Source organism: Corallococcus sp. AB018 (genome assembly GCF_003986945.1).
GTDB lineage: Bacteria > Myxococcota > Myxococcia > Myxococcales > Myxococcaceae > Corallococcus > Corallococcus exiguus.
Window position 1 is genome coordinate 1 of sequence record NZ_RAWR01000230.1, and the last position, 16,847, is coordinate 16,847.

Here is a 16,847-nt window from a genome sequence, read left to right on the forward strand (position 1 = left end):
CAGATGTGTATAAGGGACAGGGGTGGGGTGGGCGGCGTCGTTGCCCGACAGCGCGCTGGCGGACCGGAACCTCTACCTGCCGGTGTCCTCCTACTACGAGCACACGGCGCAGCTGGGATTCGGCTACCGCAACCACCTGCCGGGCAAGGCCCACTGGGGCTTCCAGGTGACGGGCGGCCCCACCTTCTACGGCGCCCACTTCACCACCCAGCCCCCGGACCGCCGCGTCGCGGGCACCGTCCAGGGCCGCGTCCAGATTGGCTACCAGCTGCCGCGCGACGTGGGCGTGGGCCTGGCCCTGAGCTACGCGGAGCCCTTCGGCCTGAAGAACCGCAGCTTCGCGCGTGACTTCGTGGGTGGCGTTAACATCGGATTTTTCGCGGATTGGCGGTAGGGGCGCGGTACACTCCATGAGCGAGAGTGGCCCCGCCTGCCGGTGCGGGTAGGGCGCCGCTTCCACGTCCATGGCCGAGCTGCTCAGTGCCCACGTCGCGCGCTACCTGCGCAACCGCGAGGAGTTCGAACGGGGACTCCCGGCGGGTCTCCTCCTCTTCACGCCTCCCCTGGGCGCGGTGCCTCCTTCCGACCTGGAGGAGTACCCGGTGCGGACGGTGACCAACGCCGGTCCGCCGACGCTCGGTCAGGATGAACCCATCGTCTTCCCGCTGCTCAAGTCCCAGGGCAACGCCTTCGGCCGGGGCATCACCGTGGGGCGCACCAGCAACAACGACGTCGTCCTGGATGACGGCAGTGTGTCCCGGTTTCACGCGTGGTTTTCCCGGGACGCGGGGGATGCCGGTTTTCGGCTGACGGATGCGGGCTCGAAGAACGGCTCGTACGTGGTCGGGAGCCGGCTGTTGGCTCGCAAACCCAGGGCGTTGGAGGACGGGATGCGGCTGCGCTTCGGCCAGGTGGAGGTCAGCTTCTACACGGCCGGAGGCTTCGCGCGCCTGCTGTCGGTGCGGCTACAATCCTGAAGTCTTGCCACGTCTTCGGCGGCCTGCATAACGTGCGGAGTCACCCTCTAGGCACGGATGGGAGCGTTCGCGGTGGCCTTGACCACAGAAGCCTTCGGGCTGACCGATGTCGGCCGGAAACGGCAACACAACGAAGACGCGATGATGGTGGACGCGTCGCTCGGCCTGTTCATGGTCGCCGATGGCATGGGCGGACACGCCGCGGGTGAAGTCGCCAGCGCGCGGGCCACGGAGGTCGTCAAGCAGCACATCGCGGCCAACCGGCACCTGCTCAAGGACCTGGCGCAGAACCCCACGGCGGACAGCCGCTCCGCCGCGGCCGCGCTCGTGGAGGTGGCGGTGCAGCGCGCGTGCGCGGACATCTACCGCACGGCGATGACGGACGCCTCCAAGCGAGGCATGGGCACCACGTTCGTGTGCCTGGCCGTGGGCGGCAACAAGGGCGTCATCGGCCACGTGGGCGACAGCCGCGTGTACCTGGTGCGTCACGGGCAGTGTCACCGGCTCACCGAGGACCACACGCTCGTCGCCGCGCAGCTCAAGGCCGGCACCATCACCAAGGAGCAGGCCGCCACCTCGCAGTACCGCAACGTCATCACCCGCGCGGTGGGCATCCAGGAGTCCGTCCAGGTCGACACGCTCATCGTGGACCTGATGCCCGGCGACGTGTTCCTCCTCTGTTCGGACGGCCTGCACGGCTACGTCGAGGATGAGGAGATTCTGCCGCTGGTCGCGGGGCTGCAGCCCGGGGACCTGCCGCGCAAGTTCGTGGAGATCGCCAACGAGCGCGGCGGCAAGGACAACATCACCGCCGTGGTGGTGAAGGTGGCCGGCGACAGCGCGGCGCTCGCCAGCGAGGAGACGAGCGAGGCGCAGTCGCGCATGGAGGCGCTGCGGAAGATCCCGCTCTTCCGCCACCTCACGTACAAGGAGCAGACGGCGGTGTTGTCCATCGCCACCACGCGCACCTACCCGGCGGGTCGGGAGATTGTCGTGGAGGGGCAGCCGGGCGAGGAGCTCTTCGTCGTCATCCGGGGCCGGGTGGCCATCGAGAAGAACGGCGTGGAGATCGCGGAGCTGCGCTCGGGCGGGCACTTCGGCGAGATGGGCCTCATCGACAACGCGCCCCGCTCCGCCACCGTGCGCGCCACGGAGCCCACGCGGACCATGGTCATCGCCCGCTCTGACTTGATGGGGCTGATGAAGCGCGAGGCCATCCTGGCGGTGAAGATGCTCTGGAGCTTCGTGCAGGTGCTGAGCGACCGGCTGCGCGCCACCAACTCGGAGTTGAGCGAGGCCCGGCAGGAGCTGGCGGTGGCGCAGGCCATCCAGCCGTTCGCGGAGGACTGAGCGGGAACTCCACCGACCCCCGGGGCGTCTTCAAGAGGACGCTCTGGAATTTCCCGGGGGAAACCGTCGTTGGGGGGCCGGCCTGGGAGTAAGGTCCCGGCCGCGTACACATGCGCAAATGGGTCTTCATCGCGGTGGCTGCCGTGCTGGCGCTCGCCGCCATCGTGCTGGGGCCCCGGTGGGGTACTCCGGCCGCGCGCCCCGTCTCGCCCGTCTCCGCCAGTTCCATCCGCCAGGGGATGCCCGCCTTCAACGCGGTGGCGGTGTCGTCTGGTTCGCAGGAGGGGCTGACGCTCACCGGGCGAGTGCTGGACGGCAACGGCCGGCCTGTGGCGGACGCGGAGGTGTCGCTCGCGGCTTCGGCGGAGCGGACGCTGGCGGACGTGCGCTGCGACGAGTGCGGACTGGCGCTGCTGGCCTGCACCGCGCACGAGACGGCGCTGCACACGCGGGCCTTCTTCGAACAGCAGCAGGGCTTCCTCACGGCGCGCGCCACGGTGCGGACGGACGCGGAGGGGAAGTTCCGCTTCGAGCACCTGGCGGGCGTGTCCTTCACGGTGTGGGCGCGCTCGGCGGGACTGGGCGTGGCGCTCAAGGACCGCGCCGCGCCGGGGGAGGCGGTGGAGCTGTACCTGCCGCCCTTGCGGAGCATCACCGGCACGGTGGTGGATGACTCCGGCCATGCGAGGCCCGGGGCGCGCGTGCGCGCGGTGTCGCGCAAGGTGCCGTTGCCCTTCGAGGCCGTGGCGGGCGCGGGCGGGGCCTTCACGTTGTCGGGCCTGGGCGAGGGCCCCTTCTACGTGCTCGCGGACGCGGAGGGATTCCAGCCCGCGGTGGCGCAGCACGTGGAGGCGGACTCGCAGCCTCTGCGCCTGAAGCTGACGCCTTCGCGCACGCTGGAGGTGCGCGTGCTGCGCGAAGGGGCGCCCGCGGCGGCGACGGTGCGCTTGCGTGGCGACCACCTGACGCGCGAGGAGCACACGGAGGCGCAGGGCGGGCCGGTGCGCTTCAACGGCCTGTACCCGGATGAGGTGGTGGTGACGGCGGAGGCGCCGGGCTTCGGCTCCGCGCCCCAGACGCTCACGCTGTCGCAGCGGGTGACGCAGGTGACGCTGGTGCTGGAGGCCGCGGGCCGGTTGCTCGTCACGATTGTCGACGAGGAGGGCCAGCCGGTGCCCAACCCGCAGCTGCTGCTGCGCACGGTGGCGGGCGACCTCATCCGCCGCGACGCGGTGCCCACCGGCGCGTTGGCGGAGCTGGGGCCGTTGGCGCCGGGCGAGTACGTGCTGGAGGGGCAGGCGGAGGGCTTCACCGCGGCGCAGCTGCCCGCGCGCGTGGCACCGGGCGAGACGCCGCTGGAGCTGGAGCTGGCGAAGGCCACGGTCATCAGCGGGCAGGTCATCGACGAGTACGGCCGGCCCGCGGCGGGCGTGTCCGTGCTGGTGCAGCCCACGGGCGGAGTGGTGAACGCGGGCGAGGACGGCCACTTCACGGCGCAGGTGCCCATGCCGGGGCTCTACACGCTGCACGCGCACCACTCCGAGTGGGGCGGCGGCAGCGTGCAGGCGTCGGCGCCCGCGACGGACGTGACGCTGTCGCTGGAGGCGAAGGCGGGCGCGGACGTGACGGTGACGAGCGGCGGCCGGCGGGTCGAGGGCGCGGACGTGACGATGTGGGCGGATCCGGAGAACATCTTCCGCAGCGACCGCCCCTCCGGGCCGGACGGCGTGGTGCCCATGCGGGGCCTGCCGCCGGGCACGTACCAACTGGTGGCGTCGCATCCGGAGTACCTGCCGTCGAGCCCCAAGTCGGTGACGGTGCAGGACGGTGGGAAGCAGCAGGTGACGGTGGAGCTGGAGGCGGGCGCGCAGCTGACGGGCGACGTGGTGGACGAGGATGGCCAGCCGGTGGTGGGCGCGGCGATGAGCGTGGCGCCGCGCGTGGCGGAGCCGACGCAGTCGGATTCAAGCGGCCACTTCGAGTTCCGCGCGCTGCGGCCGGACCGCACCTACGTGGTGGAGGCGCGCCACGCGAGCTACGAGCCGATGGAGCGGCCGCAGGGCAAGCCGGGCGGGCCGCCGGTGCAGGTGAAGATGCGCCGGCGCACGACGTTTCGGGGCCGCGTGGTGGATGACTCGGGCCAGCCGGTGCGCCGCTTCCGGATGGACGAACACGACGTGAACAGCCCGGATGGCCGCTTCGAACTGCCGCTGTCCACGGCGGGGGACCGGCTCATCGTGGCGGTGGATGCGGCGGGGTACGAGCCGCAGGTGGTGGACCGCCCCGCGACGCCGCAGGACATGGGCGACATCGTGCTGGTGAAGGCGCCGTCAGTGTCCGGGCGGGTGCGGGATGCGTCGGGTGGTGCGGTGCCGGACGCGGTGGTGACGTGCGACGTGTGCGACGGGTCGGTGCTGTCCGGGCCGGATGGCAACTTCACGTTGGCGAGCCCGCCCTTCGTGCCGCGCTTCACGCTGTCCGCGCGCAAGGGCAAGGTGAGCGGCACGCAGGAGGTGCCGCGAGGCAGCACTGCGCCGGTGGAGTTGACCCTCAAGCCCGCGACGCACCTGAAGGGCCGGGTGTACCTGGCGGACGGGAAGCCCGCGGCGGGCGCGCAGGTGGAGGGGCTCAACGCGGACCGCAGCGAGTCGGTGTCGCTCATCACCGGCGCGGATGGCAGCTACAGCGCGGACCTGTCGCCGGGCAACTACCGCTTCGTGGTGGGCGGGCGTGGTGCGGGCCAGCCGGCGGTGGTGGTGCAGGTGGCGGGCGCGGACATGACATTGGACCTGGGCCCGGTGCCGGGGACGGGCTCCGTGACGGTGTTGATCCAGCCGGAGCGGGGCAAGGCGCTGTGGGTGGTACCGGGGGAGGTGGGCTCGGTGGGCAATCCGCCCACGGAGCTGTTGCGCTCGAGCTTCGCGCAGCTGGTGTACCAGCCCATGTCGGAGCGGGTGGTGGTGCAGGGGCTGCGGCCGGGCAGGTACACGCTGGTGTGGGGCTACTTCCACGCGGAGATGCCCGGGTCGGGCCCGGTGGTGCGCTCGGTGGACGTTCCCACCCAAGGCGAGGTGTCCCTGCGGTAGTCGTGTTGCGACCGGGCTGGCTGGCGCGTAATGAAGCCGCATGGACGCATCCGCATTGAAGGGTCGCCGGATCATCGTCGGCGTGGGTGGCGGTATCGCGGCGTACAAGGCCTGCGAGCTGGTGCGTGAATTGGGCCGCGCAGGAGCGGACGTGCGGGTGGCCATGACAGAGGCCGCACGCCAGTTCGTCACCCCGCTGACCTTCCAGGCGCTCGTGGGGCACCCGCCGCTCACGGACTACTTCGACCCGGCGCAGGAGGGGAACTTCGGCCACCTGGACCTGGCCCGCTGGGGCGAGCTCTACGTGGTGGCGCCCGCGACGGCGGACCTGATCGCGAAGATTCGCGCGGGCTTCGGCGGGGACGCGGTGACGACGTCGCTGCTGGCGTTCAAGGGGCCGGTGGTGCTGGCACCCGCGATGAACGTGGCCATGTGGGAGAACACCCGGACGCAGGAGAACGTGGAGTCACTGCTGAAGGAAGCGCGCTTCAGCACGGTGGGGCCGGGCGCGGGGATGCTGGCGTGTGGAGACGTGGGCGCGGGGCGGTTGGCGGACGTGGGCGCCATCGTGTCCGCGGTGGCGGCGCGGCTGGGAGGCGGTCCGCTCACGGGCAAGACGGTGCTGGTGACGGCGGGCCCCACGCGCGAGTACCTGGATCCGGTGCGGTTCATCTCCAATCCGTCCACGGGGAAGATGGGCATGGCGCTGGCGCACGAGGCGCGAGCGTTGGGCGCGAAGGTGACGGTGGTGTTGGGCCCGGTGGGCGCGGTGGACCGCACGGGCCTGGAGGTGGTGGACGTGGTGAGTGCGGAGGACATGGCGCGCGAGGTGCTATCGCGCGTGGAGTCCGCGGACGCGTTCATCGCCACGGCGGCGGTGAGCGACTGGAGGCCGGAGACGCGCGCGCCGCAGAAGGTGAAGAAGGGCGAGGGCCCGGAGAACCTGAAGCTGGTGCGCACGCCGGATGTGCTGCTGGAGGCGTCTCGGAAGGTGGCGGGGAAGGCGAAGCGGCCGGTGCTGGTGGGCTTCGCGGCGGAGACGGAGCGGGTGGTGGAGCACGCGCGCGAGAAGCTGGAGCGCAAGGGGCTGGACGCCATCGTCGCCAACGACGTCACCGCGGAGGGCGCGGGGTTCGGGACGGATACGAACCGGGTGACGGTGATTTCGCGCAGTGGCCCGGACCGGTTGCTGGAGGGCAGCAAGCGCGCGGTGGCGGGGGAGATCCTGTCGCTGTTGCTCGTGTCACCGCGCGGCTGAGCGCTTCGGCGTCATCAGCCGCAGCATGAGGCGCGCGAAGGCGTTGGGCGGCTGGATGCGGGTGTTCTGGAAGGCAGTGAAGAACCAGACGCCTTCACGCTTCACGGCGACCATGGTCTGGATGGAGCGGCGTCCCTTGGGCGCCTTGCGCTGCCAGCGCAGCTTGATGACGCCTTCGGTGTGGATGAGCGCCACGTCCGGGGCGAGGAAGCGCACGGACTTCACTTCTCCGTCGAGCGTGGAGCCCCGGAGGACACCGTCGAAGAGAGCCTGGTGGGCTTCGGCGTTGGCCTGTCGTCCCTGGATGTGGCTGCCATCGAAGGCGACGTAGTCCACGTCCTCCGTGAAGCATGCGGCGTAGGCCTGGGCATCGCCCTGGTTCCAGCACTCGTAGAGCCGCTGCATGCGCTCCCGGATGGCAGCGGCTTCGGTGGGGGATGGCATGGAATCTCGCTTTCTGCGCCCATGACTACGGCCTCTGGGGCTCTCTCCACCAGTGATGGTCCATGATGGTTAGAATCACGGCTGTGAATCTCTCGGCCATCGATCTCAACCTGTTCCTCGTGCTGCACGCGGTGCTGGAGTCCGGCAGCGCGACCGGTGCGGCGCGGGAGCTTCACGTTACGCAGTCAGCGGTGAGCAATGCGCTGGCCCGGCTGCGTGATGTGTTGGGCGACCCGCTGGTCGTGCGCAGCGGGCGGGGGCTGGTGCCGACGCCACGATGCGAGGAGTTGAGGCCGTTCATCGCGTCCGCGGTGGGTCAGCTTCAGCTGGCGTTGGAAGGAGGCCAGGGCTTCAATCCGGAGACGTGCACGCGAACCTTCACGGTGGCGGGCGCGGACCACCACGGGGTCTCCGATGTGCCGAAGCTAGCGGCGCTGTTCGCGAAGCGTCTTCCTGCCGCGCTCCTGCGCGTTGTGAGCATCGATTACCTCGTGGAGCGGGATGGCCTCACCACGGGAGCGGTGGACGTGGCTCTGGGGCCACCCGAGGCCACGGGGCCTGGGGGCCACGCAGAACCGCTGTACACGGATGACGCCGTGCTGCTCGTGCGGCGCGACCATCCGCGCATCCGGGGCAAGACGCTGACGAAGGCGCTCTACAACACGTCGAAACACATCGACCTGCACCTCGCGGAAGGCCGTCCGGGCATCGGGCACCAGCAGCACGCGCGCATCCTCAAGGAGCACGGGCTCACGCGGGAGGTAGGGCTCGCTGTCCCGCACTTCTTCGCGGCGGCGATGGCGGCGGCCCGCTCCGACTTGATCGCGGGAGTGCCCCGCCGCGTCGCCAAGGCCTTCTGCGACATGCTGCCCCTACGCATGGTGGAGATGCCGTTCCCCTCACCTCGCATGACCAAGTGCCTCATCTGGCACACCCGGACGGATGCGGACCCGGGTGCGCGCTACTTCCGCTCGCTTGTTATCGAGGCGTTACACGAGCCTCTAGGAGCGGAAACACAGCAAAACACGTAGACTAACGACGAACCGCCCCTCAGCCAAACAAGCCAAGCTGTTTTGATGCCCCGGCAGTTTGTCGTGACTCTGCGAGATCGGGGATATGAGCAGGTGCCCCCCGACGGATTTCCTCAATCGCTTCCTTTGCGTGGTTGCAAAAGGGATGTGCAGGCTTGAGGTTTTCCGTAGAGGTCGAGCGGACTTTGGAAAATGGTTCGAGATAGTGGTCGTACTGCTTCGCTCTCGCAAGATCCAAGACCCCGCCGCAAATGTGGCAGCGCACGCAGTTGCTGAGGATGTTTTCAATGTTGACTTGGTTTTTCTGCGAGCGAGACGCAGTTCGCCCCGCGAGATTGCGTGTTCCCATCGGCTCGAATCCAACCTTGTCTGCTACGAGATTATGCAGGTTGGCAGGGGTGGATCCAATGTTGTCAACCAGAAGGCGGACGAGCGTGTCGATGACGCTTGCGATATCCTTGGTGCTTTTGAATCCCGCTCCCTTTTTTGACGCGATGCCGGTCATCTGGGCTTTGTAATCAACCAGGATTGACTCGAAGTTTCCGCGAATGGCGCTGAAGGCAATCTTCTTCTTGCGAACCGCCTCGTCATTTCCAGTGAAAAGCCAGTAGAGTATGGCGTAAAATAGATTTCGAGAGTATATGCCCTGGTGGTTGTATGTATATACCAAGGGGACGATGGACATTGTTTTGGGGTTTGCGTTCGAGCCGACCAGTTGGCTCAGGCGATCGAGCACGATTTCAAATATGCCATCGGCTTTAGTTATGACGGATTGCGAATCGGCTCCTGAGAGACGTGAGAGGCAGTCGCGCCTTTCTGTGTCGCTGTCTAGGAATAGTCCTTCGCTCAGGAGTCCAACCAGGTCAACTACTTGCTCGTAGCGGTATCCAGGGCGAGTGACGATGAGTGGCTGATTTAGGTTTTCGATTCGCTCCTCAAATGGAGGGCGAAATAATATCTCGTGGATTGCGTTGGCGTATTGTGAGAACGTCTGGATCTTGGTGTCGAGTTGTGGTGTCAGGCCTTTGTTTGGCCAGAAATGGCCTGTTTTCCCTGCGTTGATTATGCTTGAGACGACGCGGGCGAATGGTCCATTGCGATACGTGTGGAGCATCAGTTCGAACTGGGAGATTCGAGCGCCACCTGTGTTTATGTTGATAAACGACCGCTGAGCTTCTTCGTATGAACCTTCGACCCATTGGGTGGAAAGGGTTCTTCCCGTGAGAATCTCGTTGTAGGTCTTGAATTGTTGGCTTTCGCGTTCTGTGATCGGACGTCTGCTTGAGTCGACGGGCTTACGCCCCGCTTGAGGCATCAGTGGGGCCGTCGCTTGATTGTATGCGCTGGCGAGTTCTTTGTATGAGCCGACTCGTTCAGAAACCAATGCGCGAACCTCATTGGCTGCTTCCTCGATTTCTTCCCGATCCGCTTCATTGTAGTACTCTATGGATTTGTCGCCCCAGTCGTCCTGCATCCAGGCGCGGACTACACTGAGTCGATGTGCTCCATCGATAATGTAAACACGCCCGGCTTCGAAGTTGCGCCAAGCAATAATGCCAGGGATCAGGTCGCCACGAGCTACGGATTCAATGAAGATTGCGCACTGCTCGGGTGTCCAGTAGTTTGTTTCTCTTTGGAAGTCAGGCTTCCTGAGTTTGTAAAACCACTCTTCGCCCATGTCACGCAGACGGAAGTCCGCGATCTGGAACTTGCGCTCGCTAGCTGCGTTCTCAACCGCTCGCTGGTCAACATACTGCAGTGCGTCGCGCTCGATCAGATGGTCCAGATACACCGTTGCCATGACGCCCCCTGGTGGTCGTTTACGGTATAGGCCAGTAGTTCCTATGACGCCATAACTTGAACCGCACCCAACGGCGGAAGTGGGATGCAATGGCCTTCCCTCTCCTCGCATGACCAAGTGCCTCATCTGGTACACTCGGACGGATGCGGACCCGGGTGCGCGCTATTTCCGCTCGCTCGTCGTCGAAGCTCTCAGGGAATGACCTTGCGGCGGCGGTAGTCCTCGAAGACTTCGCGGAACATGACCTCGGTCTCGATGTGCTCCTGGAACCCGAACCGCCGCGCCTTGGATGTATCCGCGAGGAAATCGAAGTTCGTCGAGAACACCCCGTGGGCATGACGCCAGGGGTTGATGTCCGTGTAGGGAGTGGGAGCGAGCCCGTGCTTCGCCACCATCCTGTCCCAGAGCGGGGCCTTGTCCGCCATCACCTCGACCAGTGACATGGGCAGGGGAGGGGCCACCTCCAGGTCGAACATGCGGGCGATCTTCGGCCACATCTCGCTCCACCGGAACTGGTCGCCATTGTTGATGTTGAAGGCCTGTTTGGCGGCCTTCGGGCTTGTCGCCGCCCACAGCATGGCGTGCGCCAGCAGCCTCGCGTCCGTGACATCCATGAGGATGTCGTACGCGGACGGCGGCCCGGGGAAGCGCAGCGGAAGGCCCAGTTCCTTCGACATGGACGCGTATACCGAGATGGCCAGGCCCGCGTTCATCGGCGTGCCCATCGCGTAGCCCACCACGACGGATGGGCGGAGCGCGGACCACGTCCACGCCTTGCCCTGCTGCCGTTGCTCCAGGAAGTCCTGCTGCTCCACATTGAACTCGGGAGGCATGTGGTGAGCATCCGTCTCCCGGGCAGGCGTCTTGAACGGTCCCAGGTGCGCGCCGTAGACCTTGTAGCCCTGCATCAGGTTGATGTGCTGGAGGTTCCTGGCGACAGGCTCCACCGCGTTCACCACGTTGACGAGCATGGCGACGTTCGGCGCCACCAGCTCCGCGGGCGTGGGCCGGTCCTGGTAGGCGGCGTAGAAGATGTGCGTCACCTGCGTCAGTCCGCTCAGCTTCTCGCGGCTGTCGGCCGCGTCGAGCAGGTCCACGGAGATGAAGCGCACACCCGCACGTCCTTCGCCTCCGCGCCGCGACAGGCCGATGACCTCCCAGCCGCCGAGCGACTCCAGATGTTCGATGAGGTTGAGGCCAGCGATTCCGTTGGCCCCGACGACCAGGGCCACGTTCTTGGGGGAAGACATGGGGTTCTCCATGCGGCCCCACGTGGATCCGTTTCCGGGCCGCACGGGTCTAGTATTCGCGTGCCCTGTCCCGAGGTAGAGCCGTCCCAGGCACAAGGCTTGTGAGTTCAATTCAATGGCGCGTCTGGAAATCAATCGCTCTGGGGAGATGGAGGTCTTCGTCCGGGTCGTGGAGCAGGAGGGGTTCTCCACGGCGGCGCGGACGCTGCGGATGACGCCGTCGGCGGTCAGCAAGCTCGTCGCGCGGCTGGAAGCCCGCCTGGGTGCGCGGCTCATCCACCGCAACACCCGGGGCTTCCAGCTGACCTCCGAGGGCTGTGTTTTCTACGAGCGAAGCGTGCAGGTGCTCGCGGAACTGGACGAGGCCGAGCGCGGCGTCACGTCGCATGACGCGCCCTCGGGCCGGGTGCGCGTGAACACCAACGTGCCCTACGGCACGCACGTCCTCCTACCGCAGGTGCCAGTGTTCCAGGCCCGCTACCCGGGCATCCGCCTGGACATCGGGCTCACGGACCACGTGGTGGACCTGCTGGAGGATCGCGCGGACGTGGCCATCCGCGCGGGACCACTCAAGTCCTCGAACCTTGTCGCGCGCAGGCTGGGAGAAACGTGCAAGATCATCGTGGGTTCACCGGCCTACCTGAAGCGCGTGGGTACGCCGAAGTCTGCCGCGGACCTGGAGCGGCATACTCGCATGGGCGCCAGTCACACGCCCGCGCTGGAGCAGTGGCCCGTCATGGAGCGTGGCTCCGTGGTGAACGTCCCCGTCTCCGGAACCCTGTTCGCGAGCGACGGCGAAGCGCTGCGGCACCTGGCGCTCGCGGGGGCGGGGCTCGCGCGGATCGCCGCCTTCCAGGTGCGTGAGGACATCAAGGCCGGGCGGTTGGTTGCGGTGCTTGAGGATCGCAACCCGGGAGACACCGTCGTCTTCCACGCGGTGTTCCTGGAACCCACGAAGCACCTTCCGGCGCGCATCCGGGCGTTCTTGGACTACTTCGCCGAAGTGGGCATGGGCTGACTGCTCACTCCTATCCTTCCAGAGGCTCAGTGCTCAGCCAGAACGAGCGGTTGCCGCTGCGCAGGGCCTTCTCCAGAAATTCCTCGAAGGATCCCGCGATGCGCGGAGCTTCATCCGGATACGTCTCGTGGAAGGCATCGAGTAGTGGGTAGCAGCCGGTCACTGGCGTGGCCACGTCCAGGATGACGAAGTTGGTGTCCTGCATGTCCACCAACGTGAAGTGCGACGGCGAGCCATCCACGTCCTCTTCGCTGCCCCTGATGGCGACGCTGGCTCGCTCGATTCGCTCAAGCGGGAGGATGCGGTAGTTCATGTCGGGCGGAGCTTCGAACAGCGCGGCCCCGTTGCAGTGCAGGTAGAAGGTGCGAAGGTTCTCATCCAGCTTCCATCCAACACGTACTTCGAAGGCGGCAATCTGTGCGGGCGTTGCCGGTGGGTTGGGGAAGTGGTTGGCGGAGACTTCAGTCAGCAACTGCTTCATTGCCATGGTGGCACTCAATCCACGTAGGGGTATTCAGGACCAGGAGTCAGCCACTTGCCGCCCGGTGCGTAGCAGGCAGGGTACTCGGCGTTGAACACCTTGTGGATGGCGTCGGGAACGGGAAGCACGTTGCCCGTGGCTGTCGGCGCTCCTCCGTGCGCCAGGTCAAAGATGTGATGGCCAGTCCAGAGGGTTCCGCCCGTTGAGGGCCATGCACCGAATTCGGAACCCCATTCCTGCCGGAAGCGTTTGCGCGCGTTGTCCCACGTGTCTCTACGCCACTGCAGGTCCGCCACCTTCGGGTAGTCGCAGCAGCAGTGGGTGATGGCCATGCGCCCACCGGCCTCCGCAGGCATGAAGAGGTAACGTGCCTTCCAGTCCCCCTTGATGTCGGCCAGCCACATGCAACCCATGAGTGCATGCCCCTGCGCCGCGCACTTGGACTCGCAGCGCGAAAGGAACGCGGCGCTGCACTGCCAGGGTCCGTAATAGATAGTCGTGCGGAGCTGGCCTCCGTCCGGCGTGGTGACAACCGGGCCCACGTGCTTGGCGGAGGCGGGCCTCCCAATAGAGCCGACGGTGGCCGAGCCACATCCGAAGAGAGCAAGGACGATGGCCGCAAGAGCTGCATGCCGGATGGGCGGAATGGCTGTCACGGCAACGGGTGATAGCGCAGCGTGCGCGTGTCTACCAAACCGGCCGACACAGCGTTGCAAGGTGGCGGGCTACTTCCGTGAAGTGGGCACGGGCTGACCGAAGCCCAGTGCCGCGACCTGCCCCGGCGCTCCTTCCACTCCATGAATGAACGTGTGCTGCTCCACGTGCACCGCCTCATGGAAATCCGGCGCACCGTGCCCGCCATTCCAGTCCACGCGGTCCATGCGGATGACGCGTGACGAATAGGGCAGCAGCGTCGCCGGATCCGTCACCAGCTCCAGTTCCACGTGCGCGTACCTTCCCTTTGTCTCGTCCGTCTGTCCGACAGGTTCCCGCACGAGCTTCAGCTTCACGCACCTGGGCTCCGGCACTGACTCAGAGCAGGGCACTCCCGCGTCCAGCCGGACACGCTCCTCCGCGGGGACCTCTTCAGTCTTCTTGCGGCCGGTGCCCACGGACATCGTCGTCGCCACGACCTCCGTCCTCCCTGGACTGAGTCTCGACCCGTGCCAGATTCCGACCCACTCGTTCCACCGGTTGCGGGCCTCGCGCTCCAGACCGTTGCTGAGGGCCTTCGCCATCTGGGCCTTCTTCATGGGGCTGACCGGCAGCGCGTCCAGCAGGTCCTGACCGGGGCCGTCCTCCAGCGGATCAATCCCCTGGAAGTCTCCCTGCGCGTCGATGATGGACGCGGCCAGGGGCTCCACGAAGGCAGGGAAGGGGGCTTCGATGATCTCCACGTCCTGGAACACCAACCGCCGACGGCCCTCCCCATCCACGGCCCCCATCCGCATCGCGTACCGGCGCTGCGCCGTCTGTCGGCCGCTCCAGTCCGTCCGCACGTCCACCGTGTGCATCACCCGGATGGTGGACTGCTCCGGCCAGGCGTAGCGCAGCGTCACCAGGTCCTTCCCCTGCGCACCGCCGAGCGTGGCGCAGCCGAAGACTCCGGAGGACAGCGCTGCGATGAAGAGCCACGGGCGCGCGAAGGAAGCCATGTCCCGCCACGATAACAACGCCAGCCTGTCCGCGCGGCACGGCGTGACGCCCGGACCGCGCGGACCGGACACTCAGGCCGTAGCCACCGTCGCACCGCGCCGCAGGCCCGCGTACTCCAGCCCCGCGAACACCGCGACCGCCAGCGCTTGCGCCATGACGAACGCCACCCCCAGGCCCGTGGGCGTCGTCGGCCCGTGCGTCAGCAGCAGCACGCTGTCCACCACCCATGTCACGTTCATCGCGACCACGCACCACACCGGCCAGGCGGGCAGGGTGGCCCGCGACGCCAGGTACACCAGCAGCAGCGCGAAGGGGACCAGCCCCAGCCCCGCCGGGCGCAGGATGGCCGGATCCAGGCCCGTCAGCGCCCCGAGCGGCTCCGCGGCCAGCGCCCCCAACAGGCCCGTTGCCCCGCTGGCGACACCGTCCAGCAGCAGCACGCGGCGCAACAGGCTTCCCGACACGTTCGTCTTGCTCATGGCACACGTTCCCTTCAGTGGAATGGATGAAACGGTGCACAAGATGCGAGGCCGGACGCGCGGCGTCGATTACCTCCGAGGGAATGGATGCGATGACGTGCGCCCCCTATCTTCCCCTCCATGACGAGCCTTCAGCAGAGCCGCCCCGTGGGAGAACTGCTGCGCGGCTGGCGTCAGCGGCGCGGGCTGAGCCAGATGGACCTCGCGTTGCGCGCGGAGGTCTCCACCCGCCACGTGAGCTTCCTGGAGACCGGCCGCTCCCAGCCCAGCCGCGACATGCTGCTGCACCTGGCGGAGGAACTGGACGTGCCCCTGCGCGACCGCAACAGCCTGCTCGTCGCCGCGGGCTTCGCGCCCGTCTTCGCCGAACGCCCCCTGGACGACCCCGCCCTCAGCGCCACTCGCGAGGCCGTGGAGCTGGTGCTCGCGGGACATGAGCCGTACCCCGCGCTGGCGGTGGACCGGCATTGGACGCTCGTCACCGCGAACCGCGCAGTGGGCATCCTGATGGAGGGCCTGCCGCCGGAGCTCCTGGAGCCCCCCATCAACGTCCTGCGCCTGAGCCTGCACCCCCAGGGGCTGGCCTCCCGCATCGACAACCTGCGCCAGTGGCGCGACCACGTCCTCCACCGCCTGGCCCGGCAGGTGGACGTCTCCGGGGATGCCACGCTCGCGGCGCTGCTGGAGGAGTTGCGCGGCTACCCGGTGCCGGAGCCCGCACCGGACGCGAAGGCGCGCGACTTCGCGGGCGTGGTGGTGCCGCTGCGCATCCGCACGTCGCTGGGGACGCTGTCGTTCTTCGGCACCATCACCGTGTTCGGCACGCCCGTGGACATCACGCTCGCGGAGCTGGCCATCGAGTCGTTCTTCCCCGCGGACCCGGAGACGGCCGAGGCGCTGCGGCGGGCCGCCACGGAGCGGGCCCGCCAGGACACCTGAGCAGCCGCTACGGCTTCACGCGCACCGTGCGCAGCGCCGTGCCCCAGGACACGACCTGATCCAGCAGCGTGTTCACCTGCTTCTCCTTGGCCGGGTCCGGCTTGAAGACGGTGTAGTGCTCGAAGTCGGTAGAGAGGAACAGCTGCACCTGCGCGCGCACGGTGGCCATCTGCAGCTCCGCGGCGACCAGGCGCAGTTGCTCCACCGCGCGCACGCCGCCCGCGCTGCCGTAGCCCACGAAGCCGGCGGCCTTGTTGTTCCACTCCTTGTAGACGTAATCGAGCGCGTTCTTCAGCGCGCCGGAGGTGCCGTGGTTGTACTCGGGCGTGACGAACACGTACGCGTCGTAGCCCTCCACCGCCGCGCTCCACTTCTGCGTGTGGGCTTGCGTGTACTTGCCTGCGGACGGCGGAGTGGGCTCGTCCAGCAGGGGCAGGTTGAAGTCCTGGATGTCGACGATCTCGTACGTGGCGTCGCTGCGCTTCTTCGCGATGTCGTGGACCCAGGCCGCGACCTTGTCCGCCTTGCGTCCGGGCCGCGTGCTTCCAACGACGATGGCCACCTTGATCATGTGCGAGGAACTCCTGGGAAAAGGGCGTGGAACCAGCGACCGACATCTTCCCCAGGTCCGCCCGGTGGCCAAGGGCGTTACGCCGGGGGTGTGTCCTGATTCGACCAGAGCCCGGGGTCTCCGCCCGGAAGGTGGCGCAAGCCCCGACCCTGGGCTAAGCGTACAGGCAACTTCCCCGGCTGCTTCCTTGCACCGGGACGGTCCCTCCGATACCGATCCACCACCGTGAACGACGACACGCCTGATTCCATGCAGGAGCTGGCCGACGTGCTCCAGGACGTGCGCCGCCACCTGCTCTGGCAGGAGGAGACCGCGGGCCGCTCGATCCTCGTCGACGCGAAGGTCGCCGCCGAGCTCCAGCAGCAGCGCGCCGCCGCCTCGTCCGTGCGCACGATGATCGCCCGGACCAAGGCCCCCGAGCCGGCCGCCGCACCCACGCCTCCCCGGCCCCCGGCGGAGTCCCCGTCGCGCGACACGCTGCACGCCGCGATGAAGCAGCCCCTGGG

16 protein-coding genes and 1 pseudogene are annotated in these 16,847 nt (G+C 67.5%); 9 read left to right on the forward strand and 8 right to left on the reverse strand.

The genetic code is table 11. From position 1 onward, the window contains the following. Positions 1-40: 40 nt before the first annotated feature. From D7Y11_RS35280 to coaBC, 5 genes are all read left to right on the forward strand, one after another. A complete protein-coding gene (locus D7Y11_RS35280; protein ID WP_199753874.1) occupies positions 41-394 on the forward strand; it encodes a hypothetical protein in 354 nt (117 codons plus the stop codon). A gap of 70 nt (positions 395-464) precedes the next feature. After that, positions 465-977 (forward strand): FHA domain-containing protein, encoded by a 513-nt coding sequence (locus D7Y11_RS35285; RefSeq protein WP_121751302.1) that lies wholly within the window; start codon positions 465-467, stop codon positions 975-977. 57 nt (positions 978-1,034) lie between these two features. Continuing rightward, on the forward strand, positions 1,035-2,327 hold the full coding sequence (locus tag D7Y11_RS35290; protein ID WP_120562662.1) for a Stp1/IreP family PP2C-type Ser/Thr phosphatase: 1,293 nt from the start codon (positions 1,035-1,037) through the stop codon (positions 2,325-2,327). 110 nt (positions 2,328-2,437) lie between these two features. Beyond that, positions 2,438-5,413, forward strand: a complete 2,976-nt coding sequence (locus D7Y11_RS35295; RefSeq protein ID WP_126935874.1) for a carboxypeptidase regulatory-like domain-containing protein — start codon at positions 2,438-2,440, stop codon at positions 5,411-5,413. A gap of 40 nt (positions 5,414-5,453) precedes the next feature. After that, entirely contained in the window at positions 5,454-6,671 is a 1,218-nt protein-coding gene (gene coaBC / locus D7Y11_RS35300; protein ID WP_126935875.1) for a bifunctional phosphopantothenoylcysteine decarboxylase/phosphopantothenate--cysteine ligase CoaBC, read from the forward strand. On the opposite strand, the gene D7Y11_RS35305 is transcribed toward coaBC, so the two are convergent. Beyond that, on the reverse strand, positions 6,657-7,115 hold the full coding sequence (locus D7Y11_RS35305) for an SgcJ/EcaC family oxidoreductase (RefSeq protein ID WP_126935876.1): 459 nt from the start codon (positions 7,113-7,115) through the stop codon (positions 6,657-6,659). The genes coaBC and D7Y11_RS35305 overlap by 15 nt on opposite strands. Before the next feature lie 83 nt (positions 7,116-7,198). Here D7Y11_RS35305 and D7Y11_RS35310 point away from each other — a divergent pair, with 83 nt between their 5' ends. After that, positions 7,199-8,146 carry a LysR family transcriptional regulator gene (locus tag D7Y11_RS35310; RefSeq protein ID WP_233607489.1) on the forward strand — a complete coding sequence of 316 codons (948 nt, stop codon included), beginning with the start codon at positions 7,199-7,201 and terminating at the stop codon, positions 8,144-8,146. Positions 8,147-8,165: 19 nt separating this feature from the next. Here the strand turns inward: D7Y11_RS35310 and D7Y11_RS35315 are convergent, their stop codons facing one another. Beyond that, positions 8,166-9,947 carry a DUF262 domain-containing protein gene (locus D7Y11_RS35315; protein WP_158642038.1) on the reverse strand — a complete coding sequence of 594 codons (1,782 nt, stop codon included), beginning with the start codon at positions 9,945-9,947 and terminating at the stop codon, positions 8,166-8,168. A gap of 191 nt (positions 9,948-10,138) precedes the next feature. Continuing rightward, positions 10,139-11,197, reverse strand: a complete 1,059-nt coding sequence (locus D7Y11_RS35325) for an SDR family oxidoreductase (RefSeq protein WP_126935879.1) — start codon at positions 11,195-11,197, stop codon at positions 10,139-10,141. A gap of 115 nt (positions 11,198-11,312) precedes the next feature. Here D7Y11_RS35325 and D7Y11_RS35330 point away from each other — a divergent pair, with 115 nt between their 5' ends. After that, entirely contained in the window at positions 11,313-12,215 is a 903-nt protein-coding gene (locus D7Y11_RS35330) for a LysR family transcriptional regulator (RefSeq protein WP_126935880.1), read from the forward strand. Between the two features lie 10 nt (positions 12,216-12,225). On the opposite strand, the gene D7Y11_RS35335 is transcribed toward D7Y11_RS35330, so the two are convergent. The 4 genes from D7Y11_RS35335 to D7Y11_RS35350 form a co-directional block, all read right to left on the reverse strand. Further along, positions 12,226-12,702 (reverse strand): SMI1/KNR4 family protein, encoded by a 477-nt coding sequence (locus tag D7Y11_RS35335; RefSeq protein WP_126935881.1) that lies wholly within the window; start codon positions 12,700-12,702, stop codon positions 12,226-12,228. Positions 12,703-12,710: 8 nt separating this feature from the next. After that, positions 12,711-13,109, reverse strand: coding sequence for a hypothetical protein (locus tag D7Y11_RS44605; RefSeq protein WP_233607490.1), 399 nt, complete (start codon positions 13,107-13,109; stop codon positions 12,711-12,713). Positions 13,110-13,421: 312 nt separating this feature from the next. After that, on the reverse strand, positions 13,422-14,351 hold the full coding sequence (locus D7Y11_RS35345) for a hypothetical protein (protein WP_126935883.1): 930 nt from the start codon (positions 14,349-14,351) through the stop codon (positions 13,422-13,424). Positions 14,352-14,423: 72 nt separating this feature from the next. Further along, on the reverse strand, positions 14,424-14,831 hold the full coding sequence (locus D7Y11_RS35350; protein ID WP_126935884.1) for a hypothetical protein: 408 nt from the start codon (positions 14,829-14,831) through the stop codon (positions 14,424-14,426). 120 nt (positions 14,832-14,951) lie between these two features. Here D7Y11_RS35350 and D7Y11_RS35355 point away from each other — a divergent pair, with 120 nt between their 5' ends. After that, positions 14,952-15,770 (forward strand): helix-turn-helix domain-containing protein, encoded by an 819-nt coding sequence (locus tag D7Y11_RS35355; protein WP_126935885.1) that lies wholly within the window; start codon positions 14,952-14,954, stop codon positions 15,768-15,770. Between the two features lie 7 nt (positions 15,771-15,777). On the opposite strand, the gene D7Y11_RS35360 is transcribed toward D7Y11_RS35355, so the two are convergent. Further along, positions 15,778-16,341, reverse strand: coding sequence for an NADPH-dependent FMN reductase (locus D7Y11_RS35360; RefSeq protein WP_126935886.1), 564 nt, complete (start codon positions 16,339-16,341; stop codon positions 15,778-15,780). A 225-nt stretch (positions 16,342-16,566) separates the two neighbouring features. On the opposite strand from D7Y11_RS35360, the pseudogene D7Y11_RS35365 reads away from it, so the two are divergent. Next, positions 16,567-16,847 (forward strand): annotated as a pseudogene (locus D7Y11_RS35365) (uracil-DNA glycosylase); the annotation flags it as partial.

Excerpts from the sequence above, each read along its gene's own strand:
- D7Y11_RS35330 (WP_126935880.1), top strand. The coding sequence starts at position 11,313 with ATGGCGCGTCTGGAAATCAATCGCTCTGGGGAGATGGAGGTCTTCGTC.
- D7Y11_RS44605 (WP_233607490.1), bottom strand. The coding sequence starts at position 13,109 with ATGGGTTGCATGTGGCTGGCCGACATCAAGGGGGACTGGAAGGCACGT.
- D7Y11_RS35350 (WP_126935884.1), bottom strand. The coding sequence starts at position 14,831 with ATGAGCAAGACGAACGTGTCGGGAAGCCTGTTGCGCCGCGTGCTGCTG.
- D7Y11_RS35295 (WP_126935874.1), top strand. The coding sequence starts at position 2,438 with ATGCGCAAATGGGTCTTCATCGCGGTGGCTGCCGTGCTGGCGCTCGCC.
- D7Y11_RS35290 (WP_120562662.1), top strand. The coding sequence starts at position 1,035 with ATGGGAGCGTTCGCGGTGGCCTTGACCACAGAAGCCTTCGGGCTGACC.
- D7Y11_RS35285 (WP_121751302.1), top strand. The coding sequence starts at position 465 with ATGGCCGAGCTGCTCAGTGCCCACGTCGCGCGCTACCTGCGCAACCGC.
- D7Y11_RS35360 (WP_126935886.1), bottom strand. The coding sequence starts at position 16,341 with ATGATCAAGGTGGCCATCGTCGTTGGAAGCACGCGGCCCGGACGCAAG.
- coaBC (WP_126935875.1), top strand. The coding sequence starts at position 5,454 with ATGGACGCATCCGCATTGAAGGGTCGCCGGATCATCGTCGGCGTGGGT.
- D7Y11_RS35305 (WP_126935876.1), bottom strand. The coding sequence starts at position 7,115 with ATGCCATCCCCCACCGAAGCCGCTGCCATCCGGGAGCGCATGCAGCGG.
- D7Y11_RS35325 (WP_126935879.1), bottom strand. The coding sequence starts at position 11,197 with ATGTCTTCCCCCAAGAACGTGGCCCTGGTCGTCGGGGCCAACGGAATC.
- D7Y11_RS35345 (WP_126935883.1), bottom strand. The coding sequence starts at position 14,351 with ATGGCTTCCTTCGCGCGCCCGTGGCTCTTCATCGCAGCGCTGTCCTCC.
- D7Y11_RS35315 (WP_158642038.1), bottom strand. The coding sequence starts at position 9,947 with ATGGCAACGGTGTATCTGGACCATCTGATCGAGCGCGACGCACTGCAG.
- D7Y11_RS35355 (WP_126935885.1), top strand. The coding sequence starts at position 14,952 with ATGACGAGCCTTCAGCAGAGCCGCCCCGTGGGAGAACTGCTGCGCGGC.
- D7Y11_RS35335 (WP_126935881.1), bottom strand. The coding sequence starts at position 12,702 with ATGGCAATGAAGCAGTTGCTGACTGAAGTCTCCGCCAACCACTTCCCC.